At 43.7% G+C, this 25,424-nt stretch carries 21 protein-coding genes; 9 read left to right on the top strand and 12 right to left on the bottom strand.

All coding sequences use genetic code 11. The features are described from left to right. Positions 1-23 precede the first annotated feature (23 nt). The 4 genes from pntB to APB76_RS03340 all read right to left on the bottom strand — a co-directional run bounded on the left by pntB (position 24) and on the right by APB76_RS03340 (position 3,928). Positions 24-1,400 carry a Re/Si-specific NAD(P)(+) transhydrogenase subunit beta gene (gene pntB, locus APB76_RS03355; protein ID WP_049846165.1) on the bottom strand — a complete coding sequence of 459 codons (1,377 nt, stop codon included), beginning with the start codon at positions 1,398-1,400 and terminating at the stop codon, positions 24-26. Positions 1,401-1,413: 13 nt separating this feature from the next. Then, a complete protein-coding gene (pntA, locus tag APB76_RS03350; protein WP_054962937.1) occupies positions 1,414-2,964 on the bottom strand; it encodes a Re/Si-specific NAD(P)(+) transhydrogenase subunit alpha in 1,551 nt (516 codons plus the stop codon). A 302-nt stretch (positions 2,965-3,266) separates the two neighbouring features. Then, positions 3,267-3,542: an HlyU family transcriptional regulator gene (locus APB76_RS03345; RefSeq protein WP_054962938.1), complete on the bottom strand. Its 276-nt coding sequence runs from the start codon at positions 3,540-3,542 to the stop codon at positions 3,267-3,269. Positions 3,543-3,562: 20 nt separating this feature from the next. Continuing rightward, the gene (locus APB76_RS03340) at positions 3,563-3,928 is read right to left on the bottom strand and encodes a late competence development ComFB family protein (protein ID WP_054962939.1); all 366 of its coding nucleotides are present in this window, start codon (positions 3,926-3,928) and stop codon (positions 3,563-3,565) included. 218 nt (positions 3,929-4,146) lie between these two features. On the opposite strand from APB76_RS03340, the gene APB76_RS03335 reads away from it, so the two are divergent. Next, positions 4,147-5,382, top strand: a complete 1,236-nt coding sequence (locus APB76_RS03335; protein WP_049846161.1) for a GGDEF domain-containing protein — start codon at positions 4,147-4,149, stop codon at positions 5,380-5,382. Here the strand turns inward: APB76_RS03335 and APB76_RS03330 are convergent. Beyond that, on the bottom strand, positions 5,379-6,341 hold the full coding sequence (locus APB76_RS03330) for a GGDEF domain-containing response regulator (RefSeq protein ID WP_054962940.1): 963 nt from the start codon (positions 6,339-6,341) through the stop codon (positions 5,379-5,381). The two genes, APB76_RS03335 and APB76_RS03330, sit on opposite strands and share 4 nt — an antisense overlap. A 206-nt stretch (positions 6,342-6,547) precedes the next feature. Here APB76_RS03330 and APB76_RS03325 point away from each other — a divergent pair, with 206 nt between their 5' ends. Beyond that, positions 6,548-6,997, top strand: a complete 450-nt coding sequence (locus tag APB76_RS03325) for a DUF3069 domain-containing protein (RefSeq protein WP_054962941.1) — start codon at positions 6,548-6,550, stop codon at positions 6,995-6,997. A 29-nt stretch (positions 6,998-7,026) separates the two neighbouring features. Here APB76_RS03325 and modC read toward each other — a convergent pair whose 3' ends face one another. Genes modC through APB76_RS03305 form a run of 4 tightly spaced genes read right to left on the bottom strand, consistent with a single transcriptional unit; the run spans position 7,027 to position 11,049 of the window. Further along, positions 7,027-8,133: a molybdenum ABC transporter ATP-binding protein ModC gene (gene modC, locus APB76_RS03320; RefSeq protein WP_054962942.1), complete on the bottom strand. Its 1,107-nt coding sequence runs from the start codon at positions 8,131-8,133 to the stop codon at positions 7,027-7,029. Then, complete coding sequence (modB, locus tag APB76_RS03315; RefSeq protein ID WP_054962996.1) at positions 8,130-8,822, bottom strand: molybdate ABC transporter permease subunit; 693 nt, start codon at positions 8,820-8,822, stop codon at positions 8,130-8,132. The genes modC and modB overlap by 4 nt, the downstream gene beginning before the upstream one ends. A gap of 2 nt (positions 8,823-8,824) precedes the next feature. Next, entirely contained in the window at positions 8,825-9,586 is a 762-nt protein-coding gene (gene modA, locus APB76_RS03310) for a molybdate ABC transporter substrate-binding protein (RefSeq protein WP_054962997.1), read from the bottom strand. Positions 9,587-9,591: 5 nt separating this feature from the next. Further along, positions 9,592-11,049, bottom strand: coding sequence for a cobyric acid synthase (locus APB76_RS03305; RefSeq protein WP_054962943.1), 1,458 nt, complete (start codon positions 11,047-11,049; stop codon positions 9,592-9,594). Between the two features lie 173 nt (positions 11,050-11,222). On the opposite strand from APB76_RS03305, the gene APB76_RS03300 reads away from it, so the two are divergent. Continuing rightward, on the top strand, positions 11,223-11,597 hold the full coding sequence (locus APB76_RS03300; RefSeq protein WP_049846156.1) for a YgiW/YdeI family stress tolerance OB fold protein: 375 nt from the start codon (positions 11,223-11,225) through the stop codon (positions 11,595-11,597). A gap of 109 nt (positions 11,598-11,706) precedes the next feature. After that, a complete protein-coding gene (locus APB76_RS03295) occupies positions 11,707-12,213 on the top strand; it encodes a hypothetical protein (protein ID WP_193395072.1) in 507 nt (168 codons plus the stop codon). A gap of 55 nt (positions 12,214-12,268) precedes the next feature. Here the strand turns inward: APB76_RS03295 and cra are convergent, their stop codons facing one another. Beyond that, the gene (gene cra / locus APB76_RS03290; RefSeq protein WP_049846154.1) at positions 12,269-13,246 is read right to left on the bottom strand and encodes a catabolite repressor/activator; all 978 of its coding nucleotides are present in this window, start codon (positions 13,244-13,246) and stop codon (positions 12,269-12,271) included. A gap of 316 nt (positions 13,247-13,562) precedes the next feature. Between cra and fruB the strand changes: the two genes are divergently transcribed. The 5 genes from fruB to glgC all read left to right on the top strand — a co-directional run bounded on the left by fruB (position 13,563) and on the right by glgC (position 20,943). Beyond that, entirely contained in the window at positions 13,563-14,696 is a 1,134-nt protein-coding gene (gene fruB, locus APB76_RS03285; protein WP_054962944.1) for a fused PTS fructose transporter subunit IIA/HPr protein, read from the top strand. 11 nt (positions 14,697-14,707) lie between these two features. Beyond that, a complete protein-coding gene (pfkB, locus tag APB76_RS03280) occupies positions 14,708-15,682 on the top strand; it encodes a 1-phosphofructokinase (RefSeq protein WP_054962945.1) in 975 nt (324 codons plus the stop codon). Between the two features lie 19 nt (positions 15,683-15,701). Beyond that, a complete protein-coding gene (fruA, locus tag APB76_RS03275) occupies positions 15,702-17,438 on the top strand; it encodes a PTS fructose transporter subunit IIBC (protein WP_054962946.1) in 1,737 nt (578 codons plus the stop codon). Between the two features lie 238 nt (positions 17,439-17,676). Beyond that, entirely contained in the window at positions 17,677-19,578 is a 1,902-nt protein-coding gene (locus APB76_RS03270; RefSeq protein WP_054962947.1) for a sensor domain-containing diguanylate cyclase, read from the top strand. A gap of 150 nt (positions 19,579-19,728) precedes the next feature. Continuing rightward, positions 19,729-20,943, top strand: a complete 1,215-nt coding sequence (gene glgC, locus APB76_RS03265; protein ID WP_054962948.1) for a glucose-1-phosphate adenylyltransferase — start codon at positions 19,729-19,731, stop codon at positions 20,941-20,943. A 66-nt stretch (positions 20,944-21,009) separates the two neighbouring features. On the opposite strand, the gene APB76_RS03260 is transcribed toward glgC, so the two are convergent. Both APB76_RS03260 and APB76_RS03255 read right to left on the bottom strand, forming a co-directional pair. Then, complete coding sequence (locus APB76_RS03260; RefSeq protein ID WP_054962949.1) at positions 21,010-24,147, bottom strand: chitinase C-terminal domain-containing protein; 3,138 nt, start codon at positions 24,145-24,147, stop codon at positions 21,010-21,012. A 382-nt stretch (positions 24,148-24,529) separates the two neighbouring features. Continuing rightward, entirely contained in the window at positions 24,530-25,414 is an 885-nt protein-coding gene (locus tag APB76_RS03255) for an AraC family transcriptional regulator (RefSeq protein WP_049846147.1), read from the bottom strand. Positions 25,415-25,424 lie beyond the last annotated feature (10 nt).

The following is a 25,424-nucleotide window of genomic DNA, read 5'->3' as shown; positions in this document are numbered from 1 at the left end:
CTTCCGTATAATGTAATCCTAATCTACAAAGCTTTGAAGATAGATTCCACACTCTCTTTAGCATCACCAAAGAGCATCTGAGTATTTTCTTTGAAAAACAGTGGGTTTTGTACCCCTGCGTAACCTGTATTCATTGAGCGTTTAAATACAATAACGTTTTTCGCATTCCACACTTCAAGTACTGGCATACCCGCAATTGGGCTATTTGGATCATCAAGAGCGGCTGGGTTTACTGTATCATTCGCACCAATAACCAATACTGTATCCGTTTCAGAAAGGTCGTCATTGATTTCGTCCATTTCAAGCACGATGTCATAAGGCACTTTTGCTTCGGCAAGTAAAACGTTCATATGACCAGGCAAGCGCCCAGCTACAGGGTGAATACCAAAACGTACTTCTACACCATGTGAACGTAGTGTTTCGGTAATTTCATGCACTGGATACTGTGCTTGCGCAACCGCCATCCCGTACCCTGGTGTAATGATAACTGACTTTGAGTTCTTAAGCAGCTCAGCCACATCTTCAGCATTTGTTTCTCTGTGCTCACCTTGTTCAGTATCAGATGAAATAACGATTTCCTGACCGAAGCCACCAGCAATAACACTGATAAACGAGCGGTTCATCGCCTTACACATAATGTATGAAAGTATGGCACCAGACGAACCCACCAAAGCACCTGTTACGATTAACAGATCGTTTGCTAACATAAAGCCCGCTGCCGCTGCCGCCCATCCTGAGTACGAGTTAAGCATTGATACTACCACTGGCATATCTGCGCCACCAATAGAAGCAACCAGATGGTACCCAAACGCAAATGCGATTAACGTCATTACGATTAGAGCAAACATACTGCCATCGGCATTGACGAAATGAAGCATAAGCAAAGTTGAAACAACAATCGCTGCAAGGTTCATTTTGTGTTTATGCGGAAGGCTTAGAGGTGAAGATGAGATAATGCCGCGAAGTTTACCAAACGCGACCACTGAACCAGTAAAGGTAACAGCACCGATGAAGACACCCAAGAACACTTCCACTAAGTGGATGACGTGTTCTGCATGGGTCGCAGCTTCTGGTGCATCTAAATAGCTATTGTAGCCAACCAATACCGCAGCCATACCAACAAAGCTGTGAAGAATTGCCACTAACTCTGGCATTTCTGTCATTTCAACTTTCTTAGCATAGTGGATACCTATACCACCACCGATCACCATCGCAATAAGGATCCAAACAAACCCTTCAGATTCTGGGCCAAAGATCGTTGCGATCAATGCGATCGTCATACCTGCAATACCGTAGTAGTTACCCGATCTTGCAGACTCCTGCTTAGACAAACCCGCTAAGCTCAATATAAAGAATAATGCAGCAACAATATAAGCCGCTTGTACTAATCCTGCAGACATTCCCTGTTACTCCTTAGTCTTTACGGAACATTTCAAGCATACGCTTGGTGACGGTGAATCCGCCAAAGATGTTGATGCTTGCTATTAATACCGCTATAAACGATAAAAATGAAACAACGCCATTACCCTGTCCAATCTGCAGTAGCGCACCCACAACAATAATGCCTGAAATCGCGTTCGTTACCGACATAAGTGGTGTATGCAATGCATGAGTAACATTCCAAACTACGTAGTAACCCACAACACACGCTAAAACAAAAACCGTAAAATGCGATAAGAATGCCGCAGGAGCTACAGAGGCAACCCATGCAAACGCACCTAAACCAGCAACCAAGCCGACGATCTTCTTGGTAGGAGACGTTGGTTCTTCTTCTTTTGGTTCTGGCTTTATCGTTGTTTGGGCTGGTTTTTGCTCTGGCTGCGCAGATACCTGAATCGGAGGTGCAGGCCAAGTCACCTCACCTTCTTTAACAACGGTTACACCGCGAAGCACTACATCTTCAAAATCTATGTTGATATTGCCATCTTTTTCTTTGGCTAACAGCTTGAGTAGGTTAACAATGTTTGTTGAGTAAAGTTGAGATGATTGCGTAGGAAGGCGGCCGACCATATCAGTATAGCCGACAATTTTCACACCGTTCTCTGTAGTGATGACTTTATCTGCAACCGTGTATTCACAGTTACCGCCGTTAGCAGCCGCTAAATCGACAATCACACTACCCGCCTTCATGCTATCAACCATTTCTTTGGTGATAAGTTTCGGGGCTGGTCGGCCAGGAATCAGAGCCGTAGTAACAATGATATCAACGTCTTTTGCTTGTTCAGCATAAAGCTCAGCCGCTTTTTTGTTGAACTCGTCAGACATCTCTTTCGCGTAGCCATCGCCAGAACCAGATTCTTCTTTGAAATCAACTTCTAGAAATTCTGCCCCCATCGATTGTACTTGCTCTTTCACCTCTGGACGAACGTCAAAAGCACGGACAATAGCGCCCAAGCTACCAGCAGCACCAATTGCCGCAAGACCCGCGACACCGGCGCCTGCGACCAGTACTTTCGCTGGTGGCACTTTACCAGCGGCCGTGATTTGCCCCGTGAAAAAGCGCCCAAACTCATGGGCAGCTTCTACAACTGCTCGGTAACCAGCGATATTCGCCATTGAAGAGAGCGCGTCTAGTGCTTGCGCACGAGAGATACGAGGCACTGCGTCCATTGCCATTACATTAATGTTTTTGCTAGAAAGCTTTTCCATTAATTCAGGGTTTTGCGCTGGCCAGATAAAACTGATCAAACTCGCACCGTCTTTCAACAGCGCTATTTCATCATTTTCTTCACTGAAAAGAGGAGCATTCACCTTAAGAATTAGGTCTGACGCCCAAACCTCTTCTGTGGATACAATTTTTGCTCCCGCAGATTCGAAAGCAGAGTCTTCAAAACTCGCCAGTTCACCTGCTCCGGTTTCGATATTAACTTCGAAACCTAACTTTAATAACTGCTCAACCGACTTTGGCGATGCAGCCACTCGCGTTTCTCCAGCGAGTATTTCTTTTGGCACACCAATTTGCATTAGCTATTCCTTGACTATTCGCAACAATGATTGTTCTGTTTTTATCCAACGATTTTAGATACTTCAAGCATTTTGTAACAAAAACACAAAATATCATTACATATAACCGATGGTAATGAACCATTTTGCTTATCAATTTGCTACCTAACCACACTATATGAAAGTGACAGGAGGTCAAACCAGTAAGCGAAAAATCTCATTAAAACAATTAACTATGTGACATCCACATACAAAAAGAGCCATCAGAATAACGACTAATGGCTCTTAAAATTATGATGCTTGTCAATTTGGGGGAGAATCTACTAAAAAATGTTGTCACCCATTTGATCGATAAACATTTGCGCCTTCTTAAGCATAAATTCGTTGGCATCGTTTGCACTTGGCAACACATCTGAGCGAATAAAACGATGTGTTTTGATTTCGTCCCCAAATTGCTTGGTAATTCGACCCGCAATTCGATATTGACCACCTTCTGCCAATGCTTCCTGATAGATAAGAAAACCTTTATATTCTAGTGGCTCAACGTCAACTTTAGTTTGTTGTTTTTGACCACCAAACAAGCGAGAAAAAAGTCCCACAAAGTACTCCTTGGTAACGATTAGTTTTTCTTAAGAATTGGTTTTTCAAACCACTCTAACTCAATGTTATCGTCAAACATCTGCTGTTTGCTAAACACGACAAGAATTTCATCTTTCCTGTTTTTCCTGCGATCGTCAACAATCATTGTACATGCGGCTTCTAAAGCCGTGGCTGCATACTCTTTCAATGTCACTAGGCGCTCTTCTGGGAGTGCTGAAAGAAAGTCAATATCGTAGCGAATGTATACTGGTCGCAGTTGGGATAAGGCAAGGCATGCAAGGTCAGCTAGTTGTTCATGGTCGAAGTTGTTAACATACTTTGCTTTTGTCAACTCTTGACCGACTAAGGTTTCCATATAATTATGTACGTCCACACTTATCTGCATATCTATCAACTCCTTTTGAGGCGATTGTTCTTTCTAGTATGTTTTAAAATGTTGCTCGTTTCTACGTAATTGCGCATTTCAACACCAATATATGACCACTATCTATACGTAACACGAATTTTCATCTATAAGTTTAGTAAAAAGCTTGGAAATTCATCAAATAAAAGTATTCTTAGCAAGTTGCTAATCAATAATTAGATCCTGTCAGGCTAGGTTGAATGTCATTTTCTCTCGTCTCTACAAATTGGTTCCGTCTCTCGTTGCCTTTGATGTTGCTGACGTTTATTGCATTTGGAATGAATAACGTTATCAGCCTAACCTATTCAAACTTGGGTATCGTATCTAAACTTCCATTTGTTTTGTTTGTTATAACTATAGTGCTAGGGGATGTTTTCAAACAAAGTAGAATTGCAATGGTTGCGTCAGCACTATTAGTCTCATATTGGTTGATACAAGAACGTTTGCAATCCCCCCTCTCTTTGGGTACGACAATTCTTGAGCTATCGCTTCTTGCCGCGTTACTGCCGATTGCACTCATTTTTGTCTATAGCTACAAAGATTCCGCATTATTTACCCGTTCCTTTGGGTTCTATCTTTTCAAGATAGCAATGCTTGTGTTGTGGTCACATTTAATCCTCACTTATTTTTATGAAGGTGGATTTGACAATATCGATGAGACATTTCTATTCGTATTGCCCGAAATATCAAAGCTACCATTTATACTTGTAGTTTTTCTTTTAGCAATGGTGCTCATACTGTCTATCTGCGTGTTGAATCGAAATAGCATCATTGATGTGGTCATTTATTCAGCAACCTTGTTGTCTGCCACTACGTTTGTTTTTTTCCATGTCACCTACATTTCTAGCACCATGTTTTCGTTGGCAGGTATTCTGTTACTCGTTTATCTCCTTTCAGCAAGTTACGAGCTTGCGTTCATGGATACACTTACTGAAATCCCTGGTCGACTCGCATTGGAATCTGATCTAAAACATTTAGGCCGAAGCTACACCATAGCGATGTTAGATATCGACCATTTTAAATCTTTCAATGATACTTATGGTCATGATACTGGAGACGATGTCCTTAAACTGGTAGCAAGCAAACTTCAGCAAGTTGGTGGCCGCGCTAAAGTTTATCGCTATGGCGGTGAAGAGTTCACCGTACTCTTTAAAGGAAAGCTATTAGAGGATACACATGATCACCTCGAACTCCTGAGAGCCTCTATTGAGGGTTACGACATGACCCTGCGCAATCAAGACTCTCGTCCAAAAGATGACAAAGTCGGGTCAAGAAAACGTGGGGTGGCAAAACAAAAAGATTATGTAAACGTCACTATCAGTATCGGCGTCGCTGACAGTAGCGAATCAAATAAGGTATCAGAGGTAATGAAGGCGGCTGACAATGCGCTATACAAGGCGAAAAAGTCAGGCCGAAACCGTGTTTGTTTTAGCTAAGTAGTTAAGTCAACAGCAACAAATTGATTGCGCCCATTCTCTTTGGCTTGATATAAGCGTTCGTCAACACGTTCATAAACCTGTTCTATAGATTCGCGTCCACTAGGAACAAATTGCAACACACCCTGTGACACTGTCACTACGGATGACACGTCACTATACTCATGCGGTAAACTAGCGTCTTCTAAGGTTGATTTTATTCGCTGTGCGTTGTTCATCGCGGTTTCAAAGTCTGTATAACCAAGTATGATGACAAACTCTTCACCACCATAGCGCCCAACTGTCTCACCACTTCGTGAGAATAAACGATTTAGGATTGCAGCAATTTCAACTAAACACTTGTCACCTTCTATGTGGCCATAATTGTCGTTGTAAAGTTTGAACCTATCTACATCTAGCATGATAATACTTAATGGCAACTCATGGCGCCCATGTAAAGAGATCATCTCAGCCAGTTTTTCGTCAATGTAACGACGATTTTTAACTTTAGTTAACCCATCTTCTTGCGCTAACTTGGCTAATTCTTCATTGGCTTTTGCCAGTGCTACCGTCTTTTGTTTCAGCTCTCGACGCATGAAGGCGATTCGTTGCATCGCAATCAATTTGGAGTTAAGCACAATTTTGTCGACGGGTTTGATCAGATAGTCATCCCCACCAGCTTCAATTGCACTTGCGATCATGGTTGGTTCATCATGGCTACTTAAGAAAATAATTGGTACCCAGTCAGGGTAAAACTCTCTGATTTTTGACGAAACAATAAATCCGTTCATTTGTGGCATGGAAATATCGAGCAACACTAAGTCTGGTTCAAGCTGAGGGTATAGCGCTAAAGCTTCTTCACCTGAGCTCGCCATCTCTACACTATGTCCTAGCTGTTTCAACCTGATAGCAAGTTGGATCCGCTCCATTTGAACGTCATCTACCAGTAGGATCTTCATCGATGAGCCTGTTACTTCCACTATTCCACTACCCTTAGTTAACAACGTCTCAACTCATGTCTTTTGACCATTAAGTAATAAATGGACCAATGAGCAAAAACAATCAAGAAATCACATGTTTAACAAAAGCATACTTCACCTTGTTCTAATCATCCATCCAAGGTTGACATTTGGCCCCAATTTTTTACGATAGCGCCGATACACACACATTTTAAGAGAAAATAGCCATGTCTGACGTTAATCAAACAGAGCAGAAAAAAGTAGATCTAGCAGAGGTTTCCGCTGAACTTCGCCAAGTAATTGAATTTGATGATGTTCCGGAAGCAATGCATTTGATGGTAACGTCAATCCATGAAGTTTCTGAAGATGCTGTTCGCGAGTCTTGGAATGAGCTGCCAAGCAGTGCCCAGAATGTTTTAGACAACTTTGAGCAATTCCATGCTTTAGTTTCTGTAAGCCAAGCTTTTGCTGGTCTGAACGTAATGGAAGAGTTCCCTACTTTGGATCTTCCAAAAGACATGTCAGAGCAGCAGCAGGAAGAGTACCGCGCGCAATTACTTGATCAGGTACTGCACAACTGCGTTAAAGATATGGTTAAGCAAATCAAAAAAGCGCGCCGCGACCCAATTTTGAAGCGTGACTTTACTGACGTATTTACTAAATCACAAATACGCTAAAACAAAAACGCCGCAATATGCGGCGTTTTTTAATGGGATAGGACAATATCTCTTTGAGTCACACTCACCCCTTTAATTTGTACATACACCTTGTTACCCGCTTTAAGATCTAATTCATCTCTTGCCCAAGCCGTAATGGTTGCCATTAGTTTGCATTCTTTCGATAGCTCGACTTGAACTGACACACTGATTCTATCTTGGCTATTACTGTGAGTTTCTATCTTGGAAACATTACCGGGCAACACATTGCGAATAGAGGTATGTCTAGGTTTCGCAAGCATTAAAGACACATCATTGGCTCGTACTTGAAGCCTTACAGGAGAGCCGATCTCTCCTTCAATTTTCTGTACCCATAATCTAACCCCTGGTGCCAGTTCGATTTTAGATAATGCGTAGTCATTATTATGCTCAACAACACAACCTTCAAAAAGGGAACTTTGCTCAGAAAAGGATTGCCAAGGTTTCATTGCTCTTGAAGACCACACCTCTTCAATTGGACCAGATACGGCGACTTTTCCTTCATCTATAACCACTAAATGACTCGCAAGTCGAAGGACTTCATTCAAACTATGTGATACGTAGATAATCGGAATTTCAACTGTTTGAGATAGCTGCTCTAAAAAAGGCATCACTTCTCGCTTTCTCGGTAAGTCTAAAGAGGCAAGCGGCTCATCCATGAGCAAGATATCTGGTTTTGACAACAAAGCTCGCCCTATCGCGACACGTTGTTTCTCACCACCAGATAATTGGTGGGGGTAACGATAAAGCAAATTCTCAAGTGATAAGAGTTGTACGATTTGCTCAAAGTGCTTTGAATCGGAAACTGACACGCCATAGTTTAGGTTGCGCTCGACTTTGAAATGAGGAAACAATCGAGAATCTTGAAACACGTAGCCAACGTTACGCTTGTGGACTGGGACATTGATCTTACGAGCGGAGTCAAAAAGAGTTTTACTACCTACGCTAATCACTCCGCTTTCCGGCTGTGTCAGCCCCGAGATAACATTAATCAGAGACGTTTTTCCAGCCCCCGAACGACCGAACACAGCGGTAATTCCCCTACTTGGGAGTTTTAGATCAATGTCGAAATGCGTATTACCTAACGTCTGTTGATAGCACGTCGTAATTTCGTTCATGCATCTGCTCCTAATCGACGTGCGCTGACTCTGGCAAGCCACTCAGATATCAGCATGGATGCAAGAGCAATGGCAATGGAAATCAAGCACAGCCGCATCGCTTCTTGTTCCGAGCCAGGGGTTTCAATAAAGGTATACATTGCTAATGGAATTGTTTGAGTTTCACCGGGAATGTTGGAGACGAAGCTAATGGTTGCCCCAAACTCACCCAAACTTCTAGCAAATGAAAGCATGGTTCCAGTAATGATCCCAGGGATCGTCAAAGGTAAGGTGATAGTAAAAAAGATCTTAATTGGTGAGGCGCCAAGCGTCGCTGCAGCCTGTTCTAGCCGACCATCGACGCTTTCTAAGCTAAGTCTTATTGAACGCACCATCAAGGGTAACGCAACGACGACACATGCGAGCACAGCTCCTTTCCAACTAAAAGAAAAAACCAGCCCCCAATGTTCGAACAGCCAGTTTCCAAATGCTCCTTGCCTGCCCATTGAAATGAGCAATAGATAGCCAATCACTACTGGTGGTAAAACTAACGGCAGATGGATGATCGCGTCGATCAAACTTTTACCAATAAACTGCTTTCTTGCTAATAACCAAGCAAGTGCTATACCGAGAGGAATTAGCCAAACAATTGCGAAAAACGCAACTTTCAAACTCAACAACAGTGCTTGATATTCGTAGTCGGTTAGCAAATTCACCTCTGCTCTTTTGCCTCTAAAAAACCAAAGCGCTTTATAATAGTTTGCGCTTGCTGTGAGTTCACAAATTGTGCAAACCTTCGTGTATGTGCCTTGTTATTAAGCGTCACCATCGGATACAAAATGCTCGAATGAGAGTTATGTGGGAAGGTTGCAACAATCTCTGTTTTATCACTCAGTAGCGCATCAGTCTTGTAAACAATCCCAAGAGGCGTTTCTTTCCTTTCAACTAAAGTAAGAGCGATTCGAACATTACTCGTCGGAGCCAAAAACGACTTTATGTCATCCCATATACCAATATTTAGTAACGCTTCTTTGGCATAAATACCGGCCGGGACCGCATTGGTTTGCCCTAAGGCTAGTCTTGAGCCATTCAACGCAGACAACCAAGAGCCCGCCATATTAATATCTAACCCTACATTATTACCTTTAGGTGCAATAACCACCAACTCATTCGCCGCAATATTAGTGACGGCGTCACTAGCTGCTATTTGTTGGTCTACAAGGTAATCCATCCATTTAAGATTGGCTGAAATATAGACATCCGCTGGCGCCCCCTGGGCAAGTTGGCGAGCTAGCGAGGCACTTCCACCATAAACTGTCGTTACCCTGAGCGAATGTGTTGTTTCAAACTGGTCAACAATTTCGTTAACAACATTGGTCATAGATGAAGCTGCGTAAATACGCAGCGTCTCTGCATTGACAGTAAAACTCGTACAAGCAAACATTGCGAAAAGGCAGATTCTAACATCGGTCATGGTTATCATAATTCTGGCCAAAGCTTCTTAAGATCAAGATGCTGCTCTATAGCATCAGCAATCCTGTCAATTGCTTTCTGCTGATTCTGTTTATGATCGATTTGCGCAATTTCATCGACACCTACCCACAGACAGATGGCCGAAACTGCGTCTGGACAGTCGAAGATACCATGTAGATAAGTCCCTAGCACTTGATTACAATCACTAACCGCTCCATCACTGTTACTACTTTCCAGTTTAACTAAAGAACATCCTGTGACTTGGCTAATTCCGGCGTGAATCTCATATCCAGCCACTGATACTTCTTTGCCATTGAGAGTCATCACACCGCTTATATTACTCAGGGTTTTACTTTCTTTCAGTTCTGTTTCAACAGCAAGATGCCCTAAGCCTTGGGTTGAGCCAGCTGTACTTTCAATACCCATAGGGTCATCAATCTTCGTACCCAGCATTTGGTATCCACCACAGATCCCCATGACTTTCCCTCCTAGTCTAAGATGCCTATTGATGTCTTTATCCCATCCTTGTTGACGAAGGTAGTCGAGATCACTCCTTACAGACTTCGAACCAGGAAGAATGATCAAATCGGCTTCTGTAAGGCGCTCTCCTTTGCCAGCATACTTTAGGTTAATATCTGGGTTCAGTCTTAATGCATCAAAATCGGTATGGTTGCTGATACGCGGAAAGACAGGAACGACAATATTTAACTTAGCATTTTCACTAGTGATTTGCTGCGCGTTAATGGCGTCTTCAGCTTCTAAGTCAAAACCATGGAGGTATGGTAAAACACCAATCACAGGCTTTCCTGTTTTTTCTTCCAACCAGTCTAGACCCGATTGCAATAAGGAGATATCTCCCCTGAATCGGTTAATGACAAACCCTTTAATTCGTTTTTGTTCACTCTCTGAGAGTAGCGCCAGCGTTCCATAAAGGTGCGCAAACACCCCTCCACGATCGATATCGGCGACAATGATCACTGGTACATCGGCCTCTTCTGCAAATCCCATGTTGGCGATGTCATTTTCTCTTAAATTGATTTCCGCAGGGCTCCCAGCACCTTCAATCAATACCGATTCATATTTTGACTGCAAGATCGAAAAAGACTCCATAACGACTGGCAAGGCCACTTTTTTGTAGCTCCGATATCCAATGGCATCGACCGTTGTCGTCGCCTTGCCTTGTAAGATCACTTGTGCGCCCATGTCAGTGTTTGGTTTAAGTAATACCGGATTCATGTGAACACTAGATTCAATATTGCACGCTAAAGCTTGCACTGCTTGCGCACGTCCAATCTCACCACCATCGGGGGTCACAGCACTATTTAGCGCCATATTCTGTGGTTTAAACGGGGCGACTTTGACTTTCTTTCGAGCTAAAACACGGCATAAACCTGCCACAAGAACACTTTTTCCAGCATCGGAAGTCGTGCCTTGAACCATTAACGCCTTAATCGTTGACTGCATGAGATATCTGAACTTACTAAATCTATGTGATAGCACTAATAATAACGGCAATCACCCAATTTTCTCAACAATATGAATGGAATATGAATCTTATGCTCAGCATGGATTCAAAATAAGTTTGTTTTAATAGCACTATCAAACGAACACGACCCATTAAACAATAGGAAATTGACATGAAAAAAGTAGTTCTAGCGACCGTAGCCACTCTAATCCTTGCGCCAACTCTAGCCTTTGCGAAAGACGGCCGTCATGAAACAGGGACAGGAATCCAGTTTAACGGACCAGTCGAACTTACCACGGTAGATTCACTCCTGAGTGATACCAGTATGTTCACAGAGAAGAATGTTGTTGTAGAAGGAAACCTTCTTAGACAAGTAAAAGGCGATACCTTTATTTTTTCTGACGGCAAAGGTGAGATTCAAGTTGAGCTGGATGACGACATTCATATGACGCAGCCGATTGACCATACAACTAAAGTTCGCCTTTTCGGAGAGTATGAAGGTGGAAATACGCCAGAAATTGAAGTAGATCGTCTTCAAATCCTATAAATGCCCTGAATTAGTCCTCTGATTACGTTATGATTTGGCTTGTTTATTGCAAGCCAAATCAATTAGTCAATTTATTGTTGCTAGTCGGAGACTACTTTTGAAGAAAATCATGTTGGCCAGTGCCTTAGCGTTCGCAGGCATCAGCACAGGCGCTCAGGCAAATAATTTTAACTATAACTTTTTCGAAGTCCGAACTGCTATTGGTCCAGAAATGACTGGTGCTGAGTTTAGTACGTTCTTCACGGAAAACTCTCACTTTATTCTCCGTGCTGATACTCAGTTTGACAAAGATTATGATCTCGCTGGTGGGATTGGTTTTAATGGCCCAATCAGCCAATTTGCTGACGTTTATGGCCAGTTGCTTGTCCATCAGGTGAAGTATACCGAAGAAGCTGGTGGTGAAAGCGACACACAGGCTGAAATCAACGTTGGCGTACGCCTATGGCTAACAGATCAAGTTGAAGCAACGGGGCGAATCGGCCGAAACGATGATGCTTCTGTATTCCATGCGGGGGTTAGATTCCATTCAACGCAGCAACTATCACTTTCAGCTGAGACTCGTAACAATGGGCTTTATGGTCCGCAGGTGACTATGTCGGTTAGGTTCCAATACTAAGTGCTCCTTTAGTCTATAGATAAAAACTAAGCCCTGTTAACAACAGGGCTTAGCTTTATCTTACGACTATCTTTCTTGGGACCAACTCGACCCCAGCTTTATATCGCTTAGCTGCCGCATTTAACGCTAGTTCCATTGCACTATCTGCGATCAATTCGAACTGCTGTGGCAACGAATTGATTCTCATCGGCAAGAAGTCCAAAAGTCGATTATCACCAAATGTCGCTAACTTAATCTGACTCGCCAAGTCAGGTTTCTCTAGTAGTACATCTAATACACCTTCTAGTAAAGTATATGACGTAGTGACAATAGCATCGGGTACAGTGTTGTTGTGATACCAAGTTTCTAGTACTTGCTTGCCATCTCTGCGGTTAAAGTGCTCACCATAACCAACTCTAGCACCGACATTGTTCTTTCTCGCTGCTGACATAAATCCTAATTCGCGTTCACGTGAAATGTTCAATTCAGGAAGCGCTCCAATCAAACCAACACTAGTGACACCGTCACACAACACAGACTGAGTTAAATCAAACGCACCGCCAAAATCTTCACTTATCACGCAGGAAAAATGCTCATCATCTAACGGGCGGTCAAGTGCGATAACGGGTATACCTTTTGATTTTAGCTCTAAGTAGAACTCGCTAGCAGAAGGAATAACACTGGCAACAAACAGGGCGTCGACTTTACGGCTCACTAAAGCTTGTACAACACTTTTTTCTGTTTCAGGTTCATCATCAGAACACGCAATCAGGATTTGATACCCTGCTGAACGCGAGTTTTGCTCTAACAATTTGGCCAACCTCGCATAACTGGTGTTTTCTAGATCTGGAATAATTAAACCAAAAGAGCGGCTTTGCCCTGCCCGTAAGGTGCTTGCTGCTAAGTCTGGTCGATAATTGTATTCATTCACCACCGCCATCACTTTGCGTTGGGTTTTTTCACTTATTCTATATTTTTGAGCTTTACCATTGATTACATAGCTAGCCGTTGTTTTTGAAACACCCGCAAGTTTTGCTATTTCATCTAGTGTCATATCATCAACCTTTGTTCTGTGCGCCGGATCATAATACGTTATAAATGATCCCACGATGAGTTGAATTATATGCTGAAACGATTCAGTATTAAAGCTGAAAGGATTCAGCAAAATCGATAAAGTGAGGCAAATCACTCAAATATGTCTTGTGTAACTCATCGACACCTTTTTAAATCAATTAGTTATTAAGGAAAAGTGCTGAATCCACATATTTTTCTCTTTTTGCTGAATCGATTCAGTTCAATTAAGCAAAAGGAATATTGAAGCCCTGTTGGCTAATTGAACGATTTTAAAACCTTAAAGCTGGAGAAGCACCATGCTTAAGTTAGCGAAAAGCGACATTACACTGGCACAAGCAGCAAGTGACAAATTTGAAGCGATTAAAAATATCGCAAAGAGCCTCAGCAATGCAGGACTTGTAGATCAAGGCTACGCTGAAGGCATGCTCAATCGTGAGCAACAAAACTCTACTTTTCTTGGTAATGGTATCGCGATCCCGCACGGCACTACTGACACCCGCACTATGGTAAAAACCACTGGTGTCGCTGTGCATCACTTCCCACAGGGGGTTGACTGGGGTGATGGTAACACTGTATTCGTCGCTATCGGTATTGCCGCTAAATCGGACGAACATTTAGGCATTCTTAAGCAACTAACGAAAGTTCTTGGCGCAGATGGTGTTGAGCAGCGTCTACGCAACGCCACAAACGCACAAGAACTCATTGCCCTACTTAATGGCGATGTTCAACTCGAAGCAGATTTTGATGCATCACTAGTACAACTGCAATTCCCAGCCAGTGATATGGTGCAGATGAGTGCTGTAGCAGGTGGCCTACTCAAAAATACAGGCTGCGCTGGCTCTGAATTTGTTGCAGATATTGTAACTAAAACCCCTACACACCTTGGCCAGGGTCTGTGGTTGGTTGGTAGTGATAAACAAGTGACTCGTACTGGCGTCTCTTTTGTCTCCACAGCAAACGACTGTGCATTTTCAGGCAACAAAGTGCGCGCCCTTGTTGCGTTTGCTGCTTGCAACAGCGCACATAAATCTATCTTAACCACAATTTCAAAGCTTGTGTTTAACAATGAACACAACAAACTACTTGATGCATCTGCTGAACAGATTCTTGCGCTATTCAAAGGTGAAGAAGTGACAACGGAAGCGGCTGAAGATGGAAATACAGCGGTCTTCAAGATTAAGAATGCTCACGGCCTACACGCTCGTCCTGGCGCTATGTTAGTCGCTGAGGCCAAAAAATTTGAATCAAACATTCGCGTTGCCAACCTAGATGGTGATGGCAAAGCGGTGAATGCAAAAAGCCTGATGAAGGTCATCGCGCTTGGTGTTAAACATGGCCACCAACTTCAGTTTTTTGCTGACGGCCCAGATGCACCGCAAGCAATTGACTCTATTGGTAAGGCGATAGCTTCTGGCCTTGGCGAAGGTTAAGGAGCGAAAGAATGACAGTATTGAAGACAAACAAAGTCGTTACCATCACGCTTAACCCAGCCCTTGATCTAACTGGCTCACTGGACTCGCTAAAAGTAGGTTCAGTTAGCCTTGTAGAAAAGAGCAACCTGCATGCTGCAGGCAAAGGCGTAAACGTGGCGAAAGTACTGAGTGACCTTGGCGCAGACGTGACCGTGACAGGCTTTCTTGGTAAAGACAACCCTGAGCTATTCCACCAACTATTCGACGACATCAAAGTGAAAAGCGAGTTTGTTGAAGTCGAAGGCGCAACGCGTATCAACGTAAAACTGGTTGAAGCTAGTGGCCAAGTGAGCGATATCAACTTCCCTGGCGTTCAAGTAACAGGAAAAGAAATCGAGCGCTTTGAACAAACCCTATTCCGCCTTGCAGAGACGCACGACTACTTCGTACTTGCCGGTAGCCTACCTGGCGGCGTAACCGCAGAACAATGTGCGGCGTGGATTGAAAAGCTACACCAGCAAGGCAAAAAAGTACTGTTCGATAGCAGCAAAGCAGCGTTGCGTGCAGGTATCGATGCGCATCCTTGGTTGATCAAACCAAACGATGAAGAGCTAAGCGACTTCGTTGGCGAACACCTCACCACACCAGAGCAATGCCAAGCAGCAGCACAAACAATAAGCGATAAAGGCATTGAAAATATTGTGGTTTCAATGGGCGCTGACGGTGTGATGTGGCTAAGCCAAGGTGAATGGTTGCGCGCACAACCACCAAAAATGAATGTAGTTAGCACAGTTGGCGCAGGCGATACGCTTGTCGCGGGCTTGTGCTGGGGTCACATGCAAGTGATGCCTAATAACGATTTACTGCGCTTCGCTACTGCGCTTTCTGCCCTAGCAGTGAGCCAAGTTGGCGTTGGCCTAACCAGTCAGGAAGAACTGGAGAACATCAAGCTCCGAACGCAAGTGAGCGAGCTTTACCCTAACACGAGCTTAGACAATAACTAAGGAACAGAAGGTTATCAGTATGAATATTGCCATTATTACAGCTTGTCCAAGTGGTGTTGCTAACTGCATCATTGCGGCAGGCCTACTCGAACAAGCGGCCACAAAACTGGGTTGGAATGCTAAGATTGAATGCCAATCAAACATCGTTGAACCAACGCTATTGACAGACGCTGACATTGCACAAGCAGAAGCGATCGTAATTGCGGCTAACACTCCAGTCGATACTTCTCGTTTCGTAGGTAAAAAAGTCTACCAAGCAGATATCAGTACCGTTGCAAAAGACGCAGCCGCTTTCTTACAAACTGCTGTTAAAAGCGCGGCAACACTAGAGCAAGCAACAACATATGCAGCACAAGCAGAAAGCGTATCTGCAACAAAGAAGATTGTCGCTATCACTGCATGTCCTACTGGCGTTGCACACACTTTCATGGCAGCAGAAGCACTAGAAGAAGAAGGCAAACGCCGTGGTCACCAAATCAAAGTGGAAACGCGAGGCTCAGTAGGTGCGAAAAACCAACTGACTGACCAAGAAATCGCAGACGCAGATCTAGTGATCATCGCAGCTGATATAGAAGTGCCCCTTGACCGTTTCAACGGTAAGAAAATGTACCGCACAAAAACCGGTCCAGCTCTTAAGAAAACAGCAGAAGAAATGGACAAAGCGTTTGAACAAGCAAGTGAATACCAACACTCTGGATCTTCTAGTGCATCTTCAGCAACAGAAGAGAAGAAAGGTGCGTACAAACACCTAATGACGGGTGTATCGCACATGCTTCCTGTGGTAGTTGCCGGTGGTTTGATCATCGCCCTATCCTTCGTATTTGGTATCGAAGCGTTTAAAGAAGAAGGCACGCTAGCAGCGGCACTGATGAGCATCGGTGGAGGCTCGGCATTCGCTCTAATGATTCCGGTGCTTGCTGGTTACATCGCCTTCTCTATTGCTGACCGTCCGGGTCTGGCTCCGGGCCTTGTGGGCGGTATGCTTGCTAGCTCAACTGGCGCAGGTTTTCTGGGTGGTATCGCAGCAGGTTTCATTGCAGGTTACACAGCCAAGTTCTTAGCAGATAAAGTGCAACTGCCACAATCGATGGAAGCACTCAAGCCGATTCTAATCATTCCATTTGTGGCAACGCTGTTCACTGGTCTAGTAATGATTTATATCGTAGGTGGCCCGGTTTCAGGCATTATGAACGGTCTGACTGACTTCCTAAATAACATGGGATCCGACAGCGCAGTGCTACTAGGTATTATTCTTGGTGCAATGATGTGTTTTGATTTGGGTGGTCCAGTTAACAAAGCGGCTTACGCATTCGGTGTTGGTCTATTGGCTTCTCATACGTACGCGCCAATGGCAGCAATCATGGCGGCAGGTATGGTTCCTGCTCTAGGTATGGGTCTGGCAACATTCCTTGCTAAGAACAAGTTTGAACAAAGCGAACGTGAAGCAGGTAAAGCATCATTCGTTCTTGGTCTGTGTTTTATCTCTGAGGGTGCAATCCCATTCGCAGCGAAAGATCCAATGCGCGTCATCCCTTCTTGTATGGCTGGCGGTGCACTAACCGGTGCGCTATCGATGCTGTTCGGCGCAAAACTAATGGCACCACACGGTGGCCTGTTCGTACTGCTAATCCCTAACGCAATCTCTCCAGTATTAATGTACTTAGTAGCAATCGCAGCAGGTACCGCAGTAACAGGCTTCACTTACGCATTCCTAAAAAGCAAAGCAGAAAAGAAACAACAAGCGGCAGCGGTCTAGTTTTTATTGCCAACTCCCCCGATAGATGGCGAAGCACCTTCTTCTGTAAAGGTGCTTTTTTTTGCTTCTACTACCCCTTTAGAGTCAGAGTCGGGTACCCGGCTCTATGTAAAAATGCACAATTCTTTAAAACACGACGTTCCAAACTAACCAATATTCAACCATGCTCACAGTAAAAGTAGTAAGATCGTAGTATGATTTAACCCTTATTGACTAACTTAATTATTAGAATAATTAAATGCGCAAACGTGGTTCCAAAATTATCTTCCAATTTCTTGCCGTTTTTTGTGCACTGTCGTTCGTACCCTTTCTTTATTTCTATACTCAGTTCTCGTTAGTCAACCAACAAACTCAGCAATATGTAGAGCGACTCAATCGCAACAAACTTGAATACTCCAAAGTTGAGTTACAAACTTCACTTCAAAAAATAGGGTCTTCACTTCGCTATTTATCGAACAATGGTATGCTTAACCAAGCTATCTTGAACCCAACACGTAAGAATCTTGATGCTCTCGAAGAGTTTTGGTTGCTGATTGCACGCACACAAGGGTACTACTCTCAGCTTAGGTTCTTAGATGCCAGTGGCATGGAAATCGTTCGTATTAATAGTGGCGAACGGTTTCTCGAGATAGTCGAAAAAGAGAGGCTGCAGTTCAAAGGTGACCGGGACTACTTCGCTTTTGCGCGCAAGTTGGGCAATCACGACACCGGTAACTATGGCATTGATCTTGAGATCGAAAATGGCAATATAGTAAACCCCCATATACCAGCTTACCGCGTTATCTACCCGATCACATTGGACGGTGAACGTAAAGGATACTTTATTGCCAACCTCGATTTAACGCGTATTTATCGTGGACTTGCCTATAAAAGAAACCACACCAACCTTCCTAATGTTGTGACAGGTGAAGGCTATTACTTGATGTCTACAACCGGCGACAAGATCCTAGGAGACCTTGTTAACGAACACCGCGAATGGAATATCGCACATCAATACCCTTTGCTGTGGCGTGAATTGCAGTTGAACAAATTCGGTACAGTTAAAGAACGGGATTACTGGATTTCTTATACAAGTACTGAGCTTAATGATGTTGAGCACGTTGAAGAACTAGTATTTTTCATTAAAACATCGTTAGACGACGCTCATGCCTTTACCGATGATGCAAGGCATGATCTCTATACTCAAGCCGCATTCATATTCATCATACTGTTTTTGCTGACATTTACTTTCGTCACATGGAACTATAGACACGAGAAAAATAGCTTAGACAGCAAAATAGCGCGAGCGGCCATGAATGGCATGTCAGCTGTCGTCATTACCGATCGCAATAACCGTATCATTCAGGTCAATAGTGAATTTACTCGTATCAGCGGATACACACTCGAAGATGTCAAAGGCCAGCCCCCTTCTCTTTTTGCTTCTGGTAAGCATCAACAAGAGTTCTATATGAATATGTGGAAAATTCTTGAAGACAAAGGGTTATGGGAAGGTGAAGTGGTCAATAGACGTCGTGACGGCTCAATCATTACTGAAATTCTTCGCATTCAGACTGTCAAAGATCGATTTGGTGTTATTCAATTCTATGTCGCTTCATTTGTCGATATTTCGCACAGAAAAGAGCTGGAAAATAGACTTAGAGAACTCAGTGAAAAAGATCCGATGACCTCACTTTGGAATCGGCGCAAGTTCGACACTGAGATTCAAAATCAAACACTACGGTCAAAACGTTACAGAAAAAATGAGCCTGCAACGTTAGCTTTGATTGATATTGACCATTTCAAACGTGTCAACGACAAATATGGCCACGACCGCGGTGACCAGGTTATTGTAGAGGTAGCAAAAAGCCTTGTTCATCAACTACGTGAAACCGACGTTGTATCTCGAATTGGTGGTGAGGAGTTCGCTATTATCATGCCTCATACCGATTTAAAAGAAGCCGAAATGGTGCTAAACCGAGTTCGAGCAGCCATCAACATTGAAAGTGAACTTAACATTACCATTAGCGCCGGCGTCACTGAGATATCAGATAAAGCCGAAGAAACCTATAAACGTGCAGACATTGCACTATATGAATCAAAAACAATGGGGCGAAATCAAGTCTCTGTTCTTTCAGTAAGCGAAACCCACTCCATTGCCTAAATTTGGTGCAACAAGTCGTTTAAGCGCACCAAGATCACACATTTTCTTTGTAGGTAACTGCAAGGCCCCTTATCGGCACGTTGTATCTTTCTTGGCTTAAATCTTGAACTAACCTTCATATGTCCCTTGTGCGCTATATGGAGATAGAAAATGCAAGATACGCTCACCGTTATCTTAGCTGGTGGTATGGGCTCTCGTTTAAGCCCGCTCACGGATGACCGAGCCAAACCAGCCGTTCCTTTTGGGGGGAAATACCGCATAATTGATTTTACATTGACCAACTGTCTTCATTCGGGCCTGCGTAAAATCTTAGTACTGACACAGTACAAATCTCATTCACTGCAAAAGCATTTACGAGATGGATGGTCATTGTTTAATCCTGAACTTGGTGAATTTATCTCTGTTGTACCGCCCCAGATGCGCGGTAAGGGAAAATGGTACGAAGGAACAGCCGATGCCATATATCACAATCTTTGGTTATTAGATCGTAGCGAAGCGAAACACGTCATCGTATTATCTGGCGATCACATCTACAGGATGGACTATGCCGAGATGTTGAAAGATCATATTCAAAATGGGGCCAAGTTGACTATTGCCTCGATGGAGGTGGATAGAAACGACGCTTCGGCCTTTGGGGTCCTATCAGTCAATGAAGATGGCTTGATTGAAACCTTCTCAGAGAAACCTAACGAACCAGAGTCCTTACCTAATAACCCTGATCGAAGTCTAGTATCTATGGGAATCTATATATTTGAGATGGAAACGTTACAGCGCGCATTACTTAATGATGCTGACAATGAACTCTCGTCTCATGACTTTGGCAACGATATAATTCCTCGCTTGATCGATGAACAAGGTGTTTACGCCTACAACTTTTGTTCTGATCGAGGGCGTGTAGCGAGAGATTGCTACTGGAGAGATGTCGGTACAATCGATTCATTTTATCAAGCCAATATGGATTTACTCGAACCAGTACCTCAGATGAATCTTTACCAGCCTAACTGGGGGGTACGAACTTACGAATCACAATTACCACCCGCCAGAACAGTATCTTCGGCCACAGGTAACGAGGGAATTTTTATCAACTCCATCATTGCGAGTGGCGTTATAAACTCTGGGGGGTCAGTTCAACACTCAATTATCTCATCTAATGTTCGTATCAATGACTGTGCAACAATCGTCGACAGTATTTTGTTTGATGATGTTGAAGTTGGCGAAGGATGCAAACTAGTGAATTGTATTATAGACAAACATGTATCGATACCTCCCAACACTTCTATCGGTCTCAACGCAATGGAAGATGCCCAACGTTTCCATATTTCTGACAATGGCATAGTTGTTGTCCCAGAGAGTTACAAGTTTTAATTCAATCTAGACGGACAGAAGGCCTTGGTTTACTACCAAGGCCTTTATGCTTGGTTTCTATCTATTTTATTGTGTGCACGTCACTTCATCCCAGAACCAATTTGACTGAGTAGGCGTTTCCCAACTACCCGGGTTATTCTTTGCGACAAAGCACTTACCGTTATGTGAATAGGTATTGCCATTTTGCGCTTGAGTAACACCGGGTTCCCAAGCTGTAGCGTTTCCACTATCTCCGCCATTGTCGCCACCGTTATTGCCCCCATTGTTACCACCATTGGACAAATCAGCTAAAGGCAACTCCGGTTGCTCAAACTTAAATGCATACTCTACCCCAGCAATATTTACAGTGTAATTTGCTGGCCCTGAAATAGGTAGATAGTAAACCATATCAAGATCATACGTCCCACCACTAGGAAGATCTTTCCAACTTGGTAAGCTAAACGAGACTCTATGCATTGGGCCATCTAGTCCACCAATGTTGTTCGCTCGCGTATGACCAGAAGCAATGACTTTTAATCCACCAACGGATTGATCTTTAGCATTGTCTGGCGCCGATACTGGGATATCAAACTGGAATTCGGTACCACCAGGGATCGCCTGCCCCGTGTTATTGGTAAAGGTCACTTTCGGATTGATCGGATAATTTTGGTCGCCAACCTTAAACCCACTAATCTTGACTAAAATATCTACTGCTTCTGTCGGTACTGCCCCGGTAGCAACCTTATTGCCATAAGGGGTGGCTGACTTGAACTTATCATATATCGCTTTGGTCATGGTGTTACCCATATGGTATTCACCATTTCCATTTGCACAAGCCTGCTCAGTCACGTCAATTGAAGTGCGCTGATTGTTGTCAAGAACATAGCAGTTATAGTCCCCTGCAAGTTCCCAGAACATGATACCGCCTATTTCCTTATCGATAACATAATCCGCTTTCACCGAGACAGATGGCTCGTCTTCCGTAGATAGGAACACTTTCTTTTCTGCATTCCATAACCAAGGGGCAACAGCGACGCTGTCATAGTGCCTAGTGTAGCTTCCCACGAATTGATCTGTAGGATCATTTGCCGGGTCTAAGCCATATGCCGAACTGTAAGTCCCCCAGATCCCTTTCTCTAGGTTTTTTGCATGCCACATAGGACCTGAACCCGCTCCCATTTCATTGCCTTGTGGATCTTTATCATGCCACATATTGTCGATACCCAAAGCGCCATTACCGCAATTGTTCTTCTCACCCTCACCTGTTCCTGCCGGACATTGAGTTTGATCCTGTAATGCCGCACGCCCCCATAGACCATTGGTACCACCCGTTACTCCTTGCCATCCTCGGGTATAATATGGGACACCGATATTAATTCGACCAGCGGGCATTGAACCTCGGAAGTAATGGTAGGCCCAGTCAGTGTTTAGGTATCCAATTCCGCCATAAGCTGCGGTTCCATATACGTTCCACTGTGCCAGTTCCGAATCTTCACCTGTATCAAATAGTGCGGCATTGTGACCTACGTGGTCATTCCAAGCACCATGTAAATCGTAAGACATGATGTTGACGTAATCTAAGTACTTGGTAACATCAAAGGTCTCCATACCGCGAAGTAAGTAACCAGAAGAAGGAGCCGCGATGGTCAGCATATAGTGAACACCATCTTGAGCAGAAGCAGCATCCAGTTTTTCACGGAGTACCTTCATTAATTCTTGATAAGAAGCCCATAAATAGGGGCGGCGCGGCTCCATAAAGGCTTTATCATATGGGTTTCCGGCTCCCGCCATTGAAGTTGGGTACTCATAGTCAATATCAAGACCATCAAACTTGTAAGTACGCATCATATCAACAGCAGAAGCGACAAACTTCTCAATCCCTGCATGATTAATTGAGCCATCGGCATTTGTTGTCATGGTGTAGAACCCACCGTCAGCAACACGGTTTCCATCCGCGTCAAAATGTCCGCCGGTTTCAGCCCATCCACCAATCGAAATTAAAGTTTTAACACCGTAACGTTGTTTGTAAGTCGCCAGTGCGCCAAAGTGCCCTTTAAAACCAAGCGTTGGGTCTATATCAACACTAGGCCACTCTTTGCCAGTCGCTACGTTATTAGGATCGTTAACATCACCTAAGTTAACTTTGCCATCTGAACCTATACCCACAAATGCATAGTTAATGTGAGTCAATTGCTGCCAAGGAATATCTTTAACTAAGTAAGAAGCTTGAGGATCATCACCTGCTCGCCAACTGGTGAAATAACCAATAACACGACGCGGATGATCAGACCCCATTTGCTCACGCCCTTGTTCGTCATACACGGTACAATAAGGTACGCTAACGCCTTCAGTTTGATAAAGGCCGTCAGGGCGGCAGTTGGCTTCAGGTGATGCGCCAGTCACCGTTAAACTCGCGATAGTGGAGTTGGTGCTTGCCCCAAGATTATCTGTCGCCTTAGCATAGATAGAAAGGCTGCCAGCTTGAGTAGTCGTGTAGTCCAGCGTGTATGGTGCCGACGCAGCAGTACCAACCAACAGGCCTGCAACATAAAAGTCGACTTTATTCACAGTCCCGTCAGAATCATCAGCGTTGGCGGTCAAGGTAACAACAGATCCTATATCAACACTGGTCGCCGACAATGAAACATCTACCGTTGGTGCTACATTATCGGGATTTGAACCCGTAACAGAGATCTCTACGTGACTAACCAAACTTTGCGCACCCACATCATCATACGCGATAGCACTAATTTGGTGGTTTCCCAGCGTCGCATTCCAGGATGTTGTGTATGGAGCAGCCGTCACTTGCGCGACAAGCGTTCCATCCACGAGAAATTCAACTTTTGCCACACTGCCATCAATATCGTTTGCATTAGCAGCAATGGTGACATCGTCACCTTTTGTTATTGAATCTGTTACCAAAGGTGAAGTAATTGACACGGTTGGTACTTCATTACCGCCTGCCGAATCACAACTGCCTAAATTTTTCCAATGCCCCCACTCTCCTGAGGTTTGTATAGGATCATTTCCTTGAGTCCAATAATTCGCTTGATACCCCGAGCCTAAATGTTGGACCTGGTCGCCCCCCGTATAGACCACCGAGGAGTCCCAGTTTTCAAGATTGCCACAGACGACCGCAGCATAGCCGTTAAACGCCATTAAACAGGCGACGCTCAGCGTACTGAGGGTAAAAAGTTTAGCCGAACCAGACCTTTGTATGTACATGTCACTTTATCCTTAAGTTATTGTTTACAAAATTAAACTTCGACTTTATCAATGCCGAATACTTAAAATATTTTGTAAAATAACCGTAGGTTAGTATGGAGAAATAACACCTATTATTTCGTCAGACTACAAAATGACTCGCAATACAAAGTAACTACCATGCAAAATATACATACTTATTTTGCATCGATAACTTGTTTTTAATGTGTTCGTTATACAAAAAATAAGCCCTTTCATCTCACTGATAAAAGGGCTTATTACAGAAGATTGACTAGATCTCCTATAGGGAAACGAGAACAATTCTCTTTGTTCTCATTATATTACTCAAACCACACTCAAAAAACACTGTAAATTTGTAATACCGAGTTTCCTCTTTTTACTATTAACTAACAAACTTGGCTTTCGGTGTTTCATTAAAGTGTCGTTTGAACTCTCTAGAAAACTGCGACGCACTGTTATACCCAACTAAACGAGCAGCCTCCCCAACCTTAATTCCCTCCAATTGAATTAACTCACGGGCTTTATCCAAACGTACTTTCTTGATGTACTGGATCGGTGAGGCTAACGTCACGCTGCGAAATGCTTGATGAAAAGCTGACACGCTCATGTTGGCGTATTGGGCAAGATCTTGAACAGTAACAGGTTGGTTATAGTTTTTATGCAGATAATCAAGAGCCTTAGCTACCCGAGCGTAATGTCCGTCATACCGAGCCAAATCAAACAAAACGTGGCCTTCTTGGCTCATCAATGCTCTAAAAGCAAGTTCTTCCATTAAGCTCTCGCCTAGCACCACCAGTTCAACCGGATTACATAGAGCCTTCATTAGTCGCATACAGACATCTAGCATGTCGCTGTCCATCGCAACTGACTTGAGTCCAGACTGTAAGCGACTATCAGCGCATGGTTTATAACAGTTCATCGATTCCAGTTTATTCACTAAACGGTGGAGCACATGTTGGTCAATATCAATACTCAAACCAAGCAGTGGCTCCCCATCGACAGCAATGGCTTCACATTCTAGGGGCATAGGAACACCTACCACCAAATAGTCATCTGGCCCGTATTCCACAGGTTGATTGCCGAGGTAGATATTCTTCTTTCCTTGCCCAAGTACAATTACGCCAGATTGGTAGACAAAAGGTTTGCGCGCATTGCCTTGGCTGCTTCTGTAAAAATAAAGGCCGTTGATTTCGGTTTCAATTATACCTTCCAAATGACCAAGACCATTTTGGTCTACGTATAGCTTCATTAGTTCAGCAAGTGACATGTCACTTTCC

The sequence above is a fragment of the Vibrio bivalvicida genome (assembly GCF_001399455.2).
Classification (GTDB): domain Bacteria; phylum Pseudomonadota; class Gammaproteobacteria; order Enterobacterales; family Vibrionaceae; genus Vibrio; species Vibrio bivalvicida.
The sequence above is the reverse complement of the archived record's forward strand: the minus strand, read 5'-3'. Positions and strand labels throughout refer to the sequence as shown.

What these genes read in the sequence shown, in the direction of transcription:
- pntB (WP_049846165.1), bottom strand. Translation starts at nt 1,400, where the DNA reads ATGTCTGCAGGATTAGTACAAGCGGCTTATATTGTTGCTGCATTATTC.
- pntA (WP_054962937.1), bottom strand. Translation starts at nt 2,964, where the DNA reads ATGCAAATTGGTGTGCCAAAAGAAATACTCGCTGGAGAAACGCGAGTG.
- APB76_RS03340 (WP_054962939.1), bottom strand. Translation starts at nt 3,928, where the DNA reads ATGCAGATAAGTGTGGACGTACATAATTATATGGAAACCTTAGTCGGT.
- APB76_RS03335 (WP_049846161.1), top strand. Translation starts at nt 4,147, where the DNA reads ATGTCATTTTCTCTCGTCTCTACAAATTGGTTCCGTCTCTCGTTGCCT.
- APB76_RS03325 (WP_054962941.1), top strand. Translation starts at nt 6,548, where the DNA reads ATGTCTGACGTTAATCAAACAGAGCAGAAAAAAGTAGATCTAGCAGAG.
- modC (WP_054962942.1), bottom strand. Translation starts at nt 8,133, where the DNA reads ATGAACGAAATTACGACGTGCTATCAACAGACGTTAGGTAATACGCAT.
- modA (WP_054962997.1), bottom strand. Translation starts at nt 9,586, where the DNA reads ATGACCGATGTTAGAATCTGCCTTTTCGCAATGTTTGCTTGTACGAGT.
- APB76_RS03305 (WP_054962943.1), bottom strand. Translation starts at nt 11,049, where the DNA reads ATGCAGTCAACGATTAAGGCGTTAATGGTTCAAGGCACGACTTCCGAT.
- APB76_RS03300 (WP_049846156.1), top strand. Translation starts at nt 11,223, where the DNA reads ATGAAAAAAGTAGTTCTAGCGACCGTAGCCACTCTAATCCTTGCGCCA.
- APB76_RS03295 (WP_193395072.1), top strand. Translation starts at nt 11,707, where the DNA reads ATGTTGGCCAGTGCCTTAGCGTTCGCAGGCATCAGCACAGGCGCTCAG.
- cra (WP_049846154.1), bottom strand. Translation starts at nt 13,246, where the DNA reads ATGACACTAGATGAAATAGCAAAACTTGCGGGTGTTTCAAAAACAACG.
- fruB (WP_054962944.1), top strand. Translation starts at nt 13,563, where the DNA reads ATGCTTAAGTTAGCGAAAAGCGACATTACACTGGCACAAGCAGCAAGT.
- pfkB (WP_054962945.1), top strand. Translation starts at nt 14,708, where the DNA reads ATGACAGTATTGAAGACAAACAAAGTCGTTACCATCACGCTTAACCCA.
- fruA (WP_054962946.1), top strand. Translation starts at nt 15,702, where the DNA reads ATGAATATTGCCATTATTACAGCTTGTCCAAGTGGTGTTGCTAACTGC.
- APB76_RS03270 (WP_054962947.1), top strand. Translation starts at nt 17,677, where the DNA reads ATGCGCAAACGTGGTTCCAAAATTATCTTCCAATTTCTTGCCGTTTTT.
- glgC (WP_054962948.1), top strand. Translation starts at nt 19,729, where the DNA reads ATGCAAGATACGCTCACCGTTATCTTAGCTGGTGGTATGGGCTCTCGT.
- APB76_RS03260 (WP_054962949.1), bottom strand. Translation starts at nt 24,147, where the DNA reads ATGTACATACAAAGGTCTGGTTCGGCTAAACTTTTTACCCTCAGTACG.
- APB76_RS03255 (WP_049846147.1), bottom strand. Translation starts at nt 25,414, where the DNA reads ATGTCACTTGCTGAACTAATGAAGCTATACGTAGACCAAAATGGTCTT.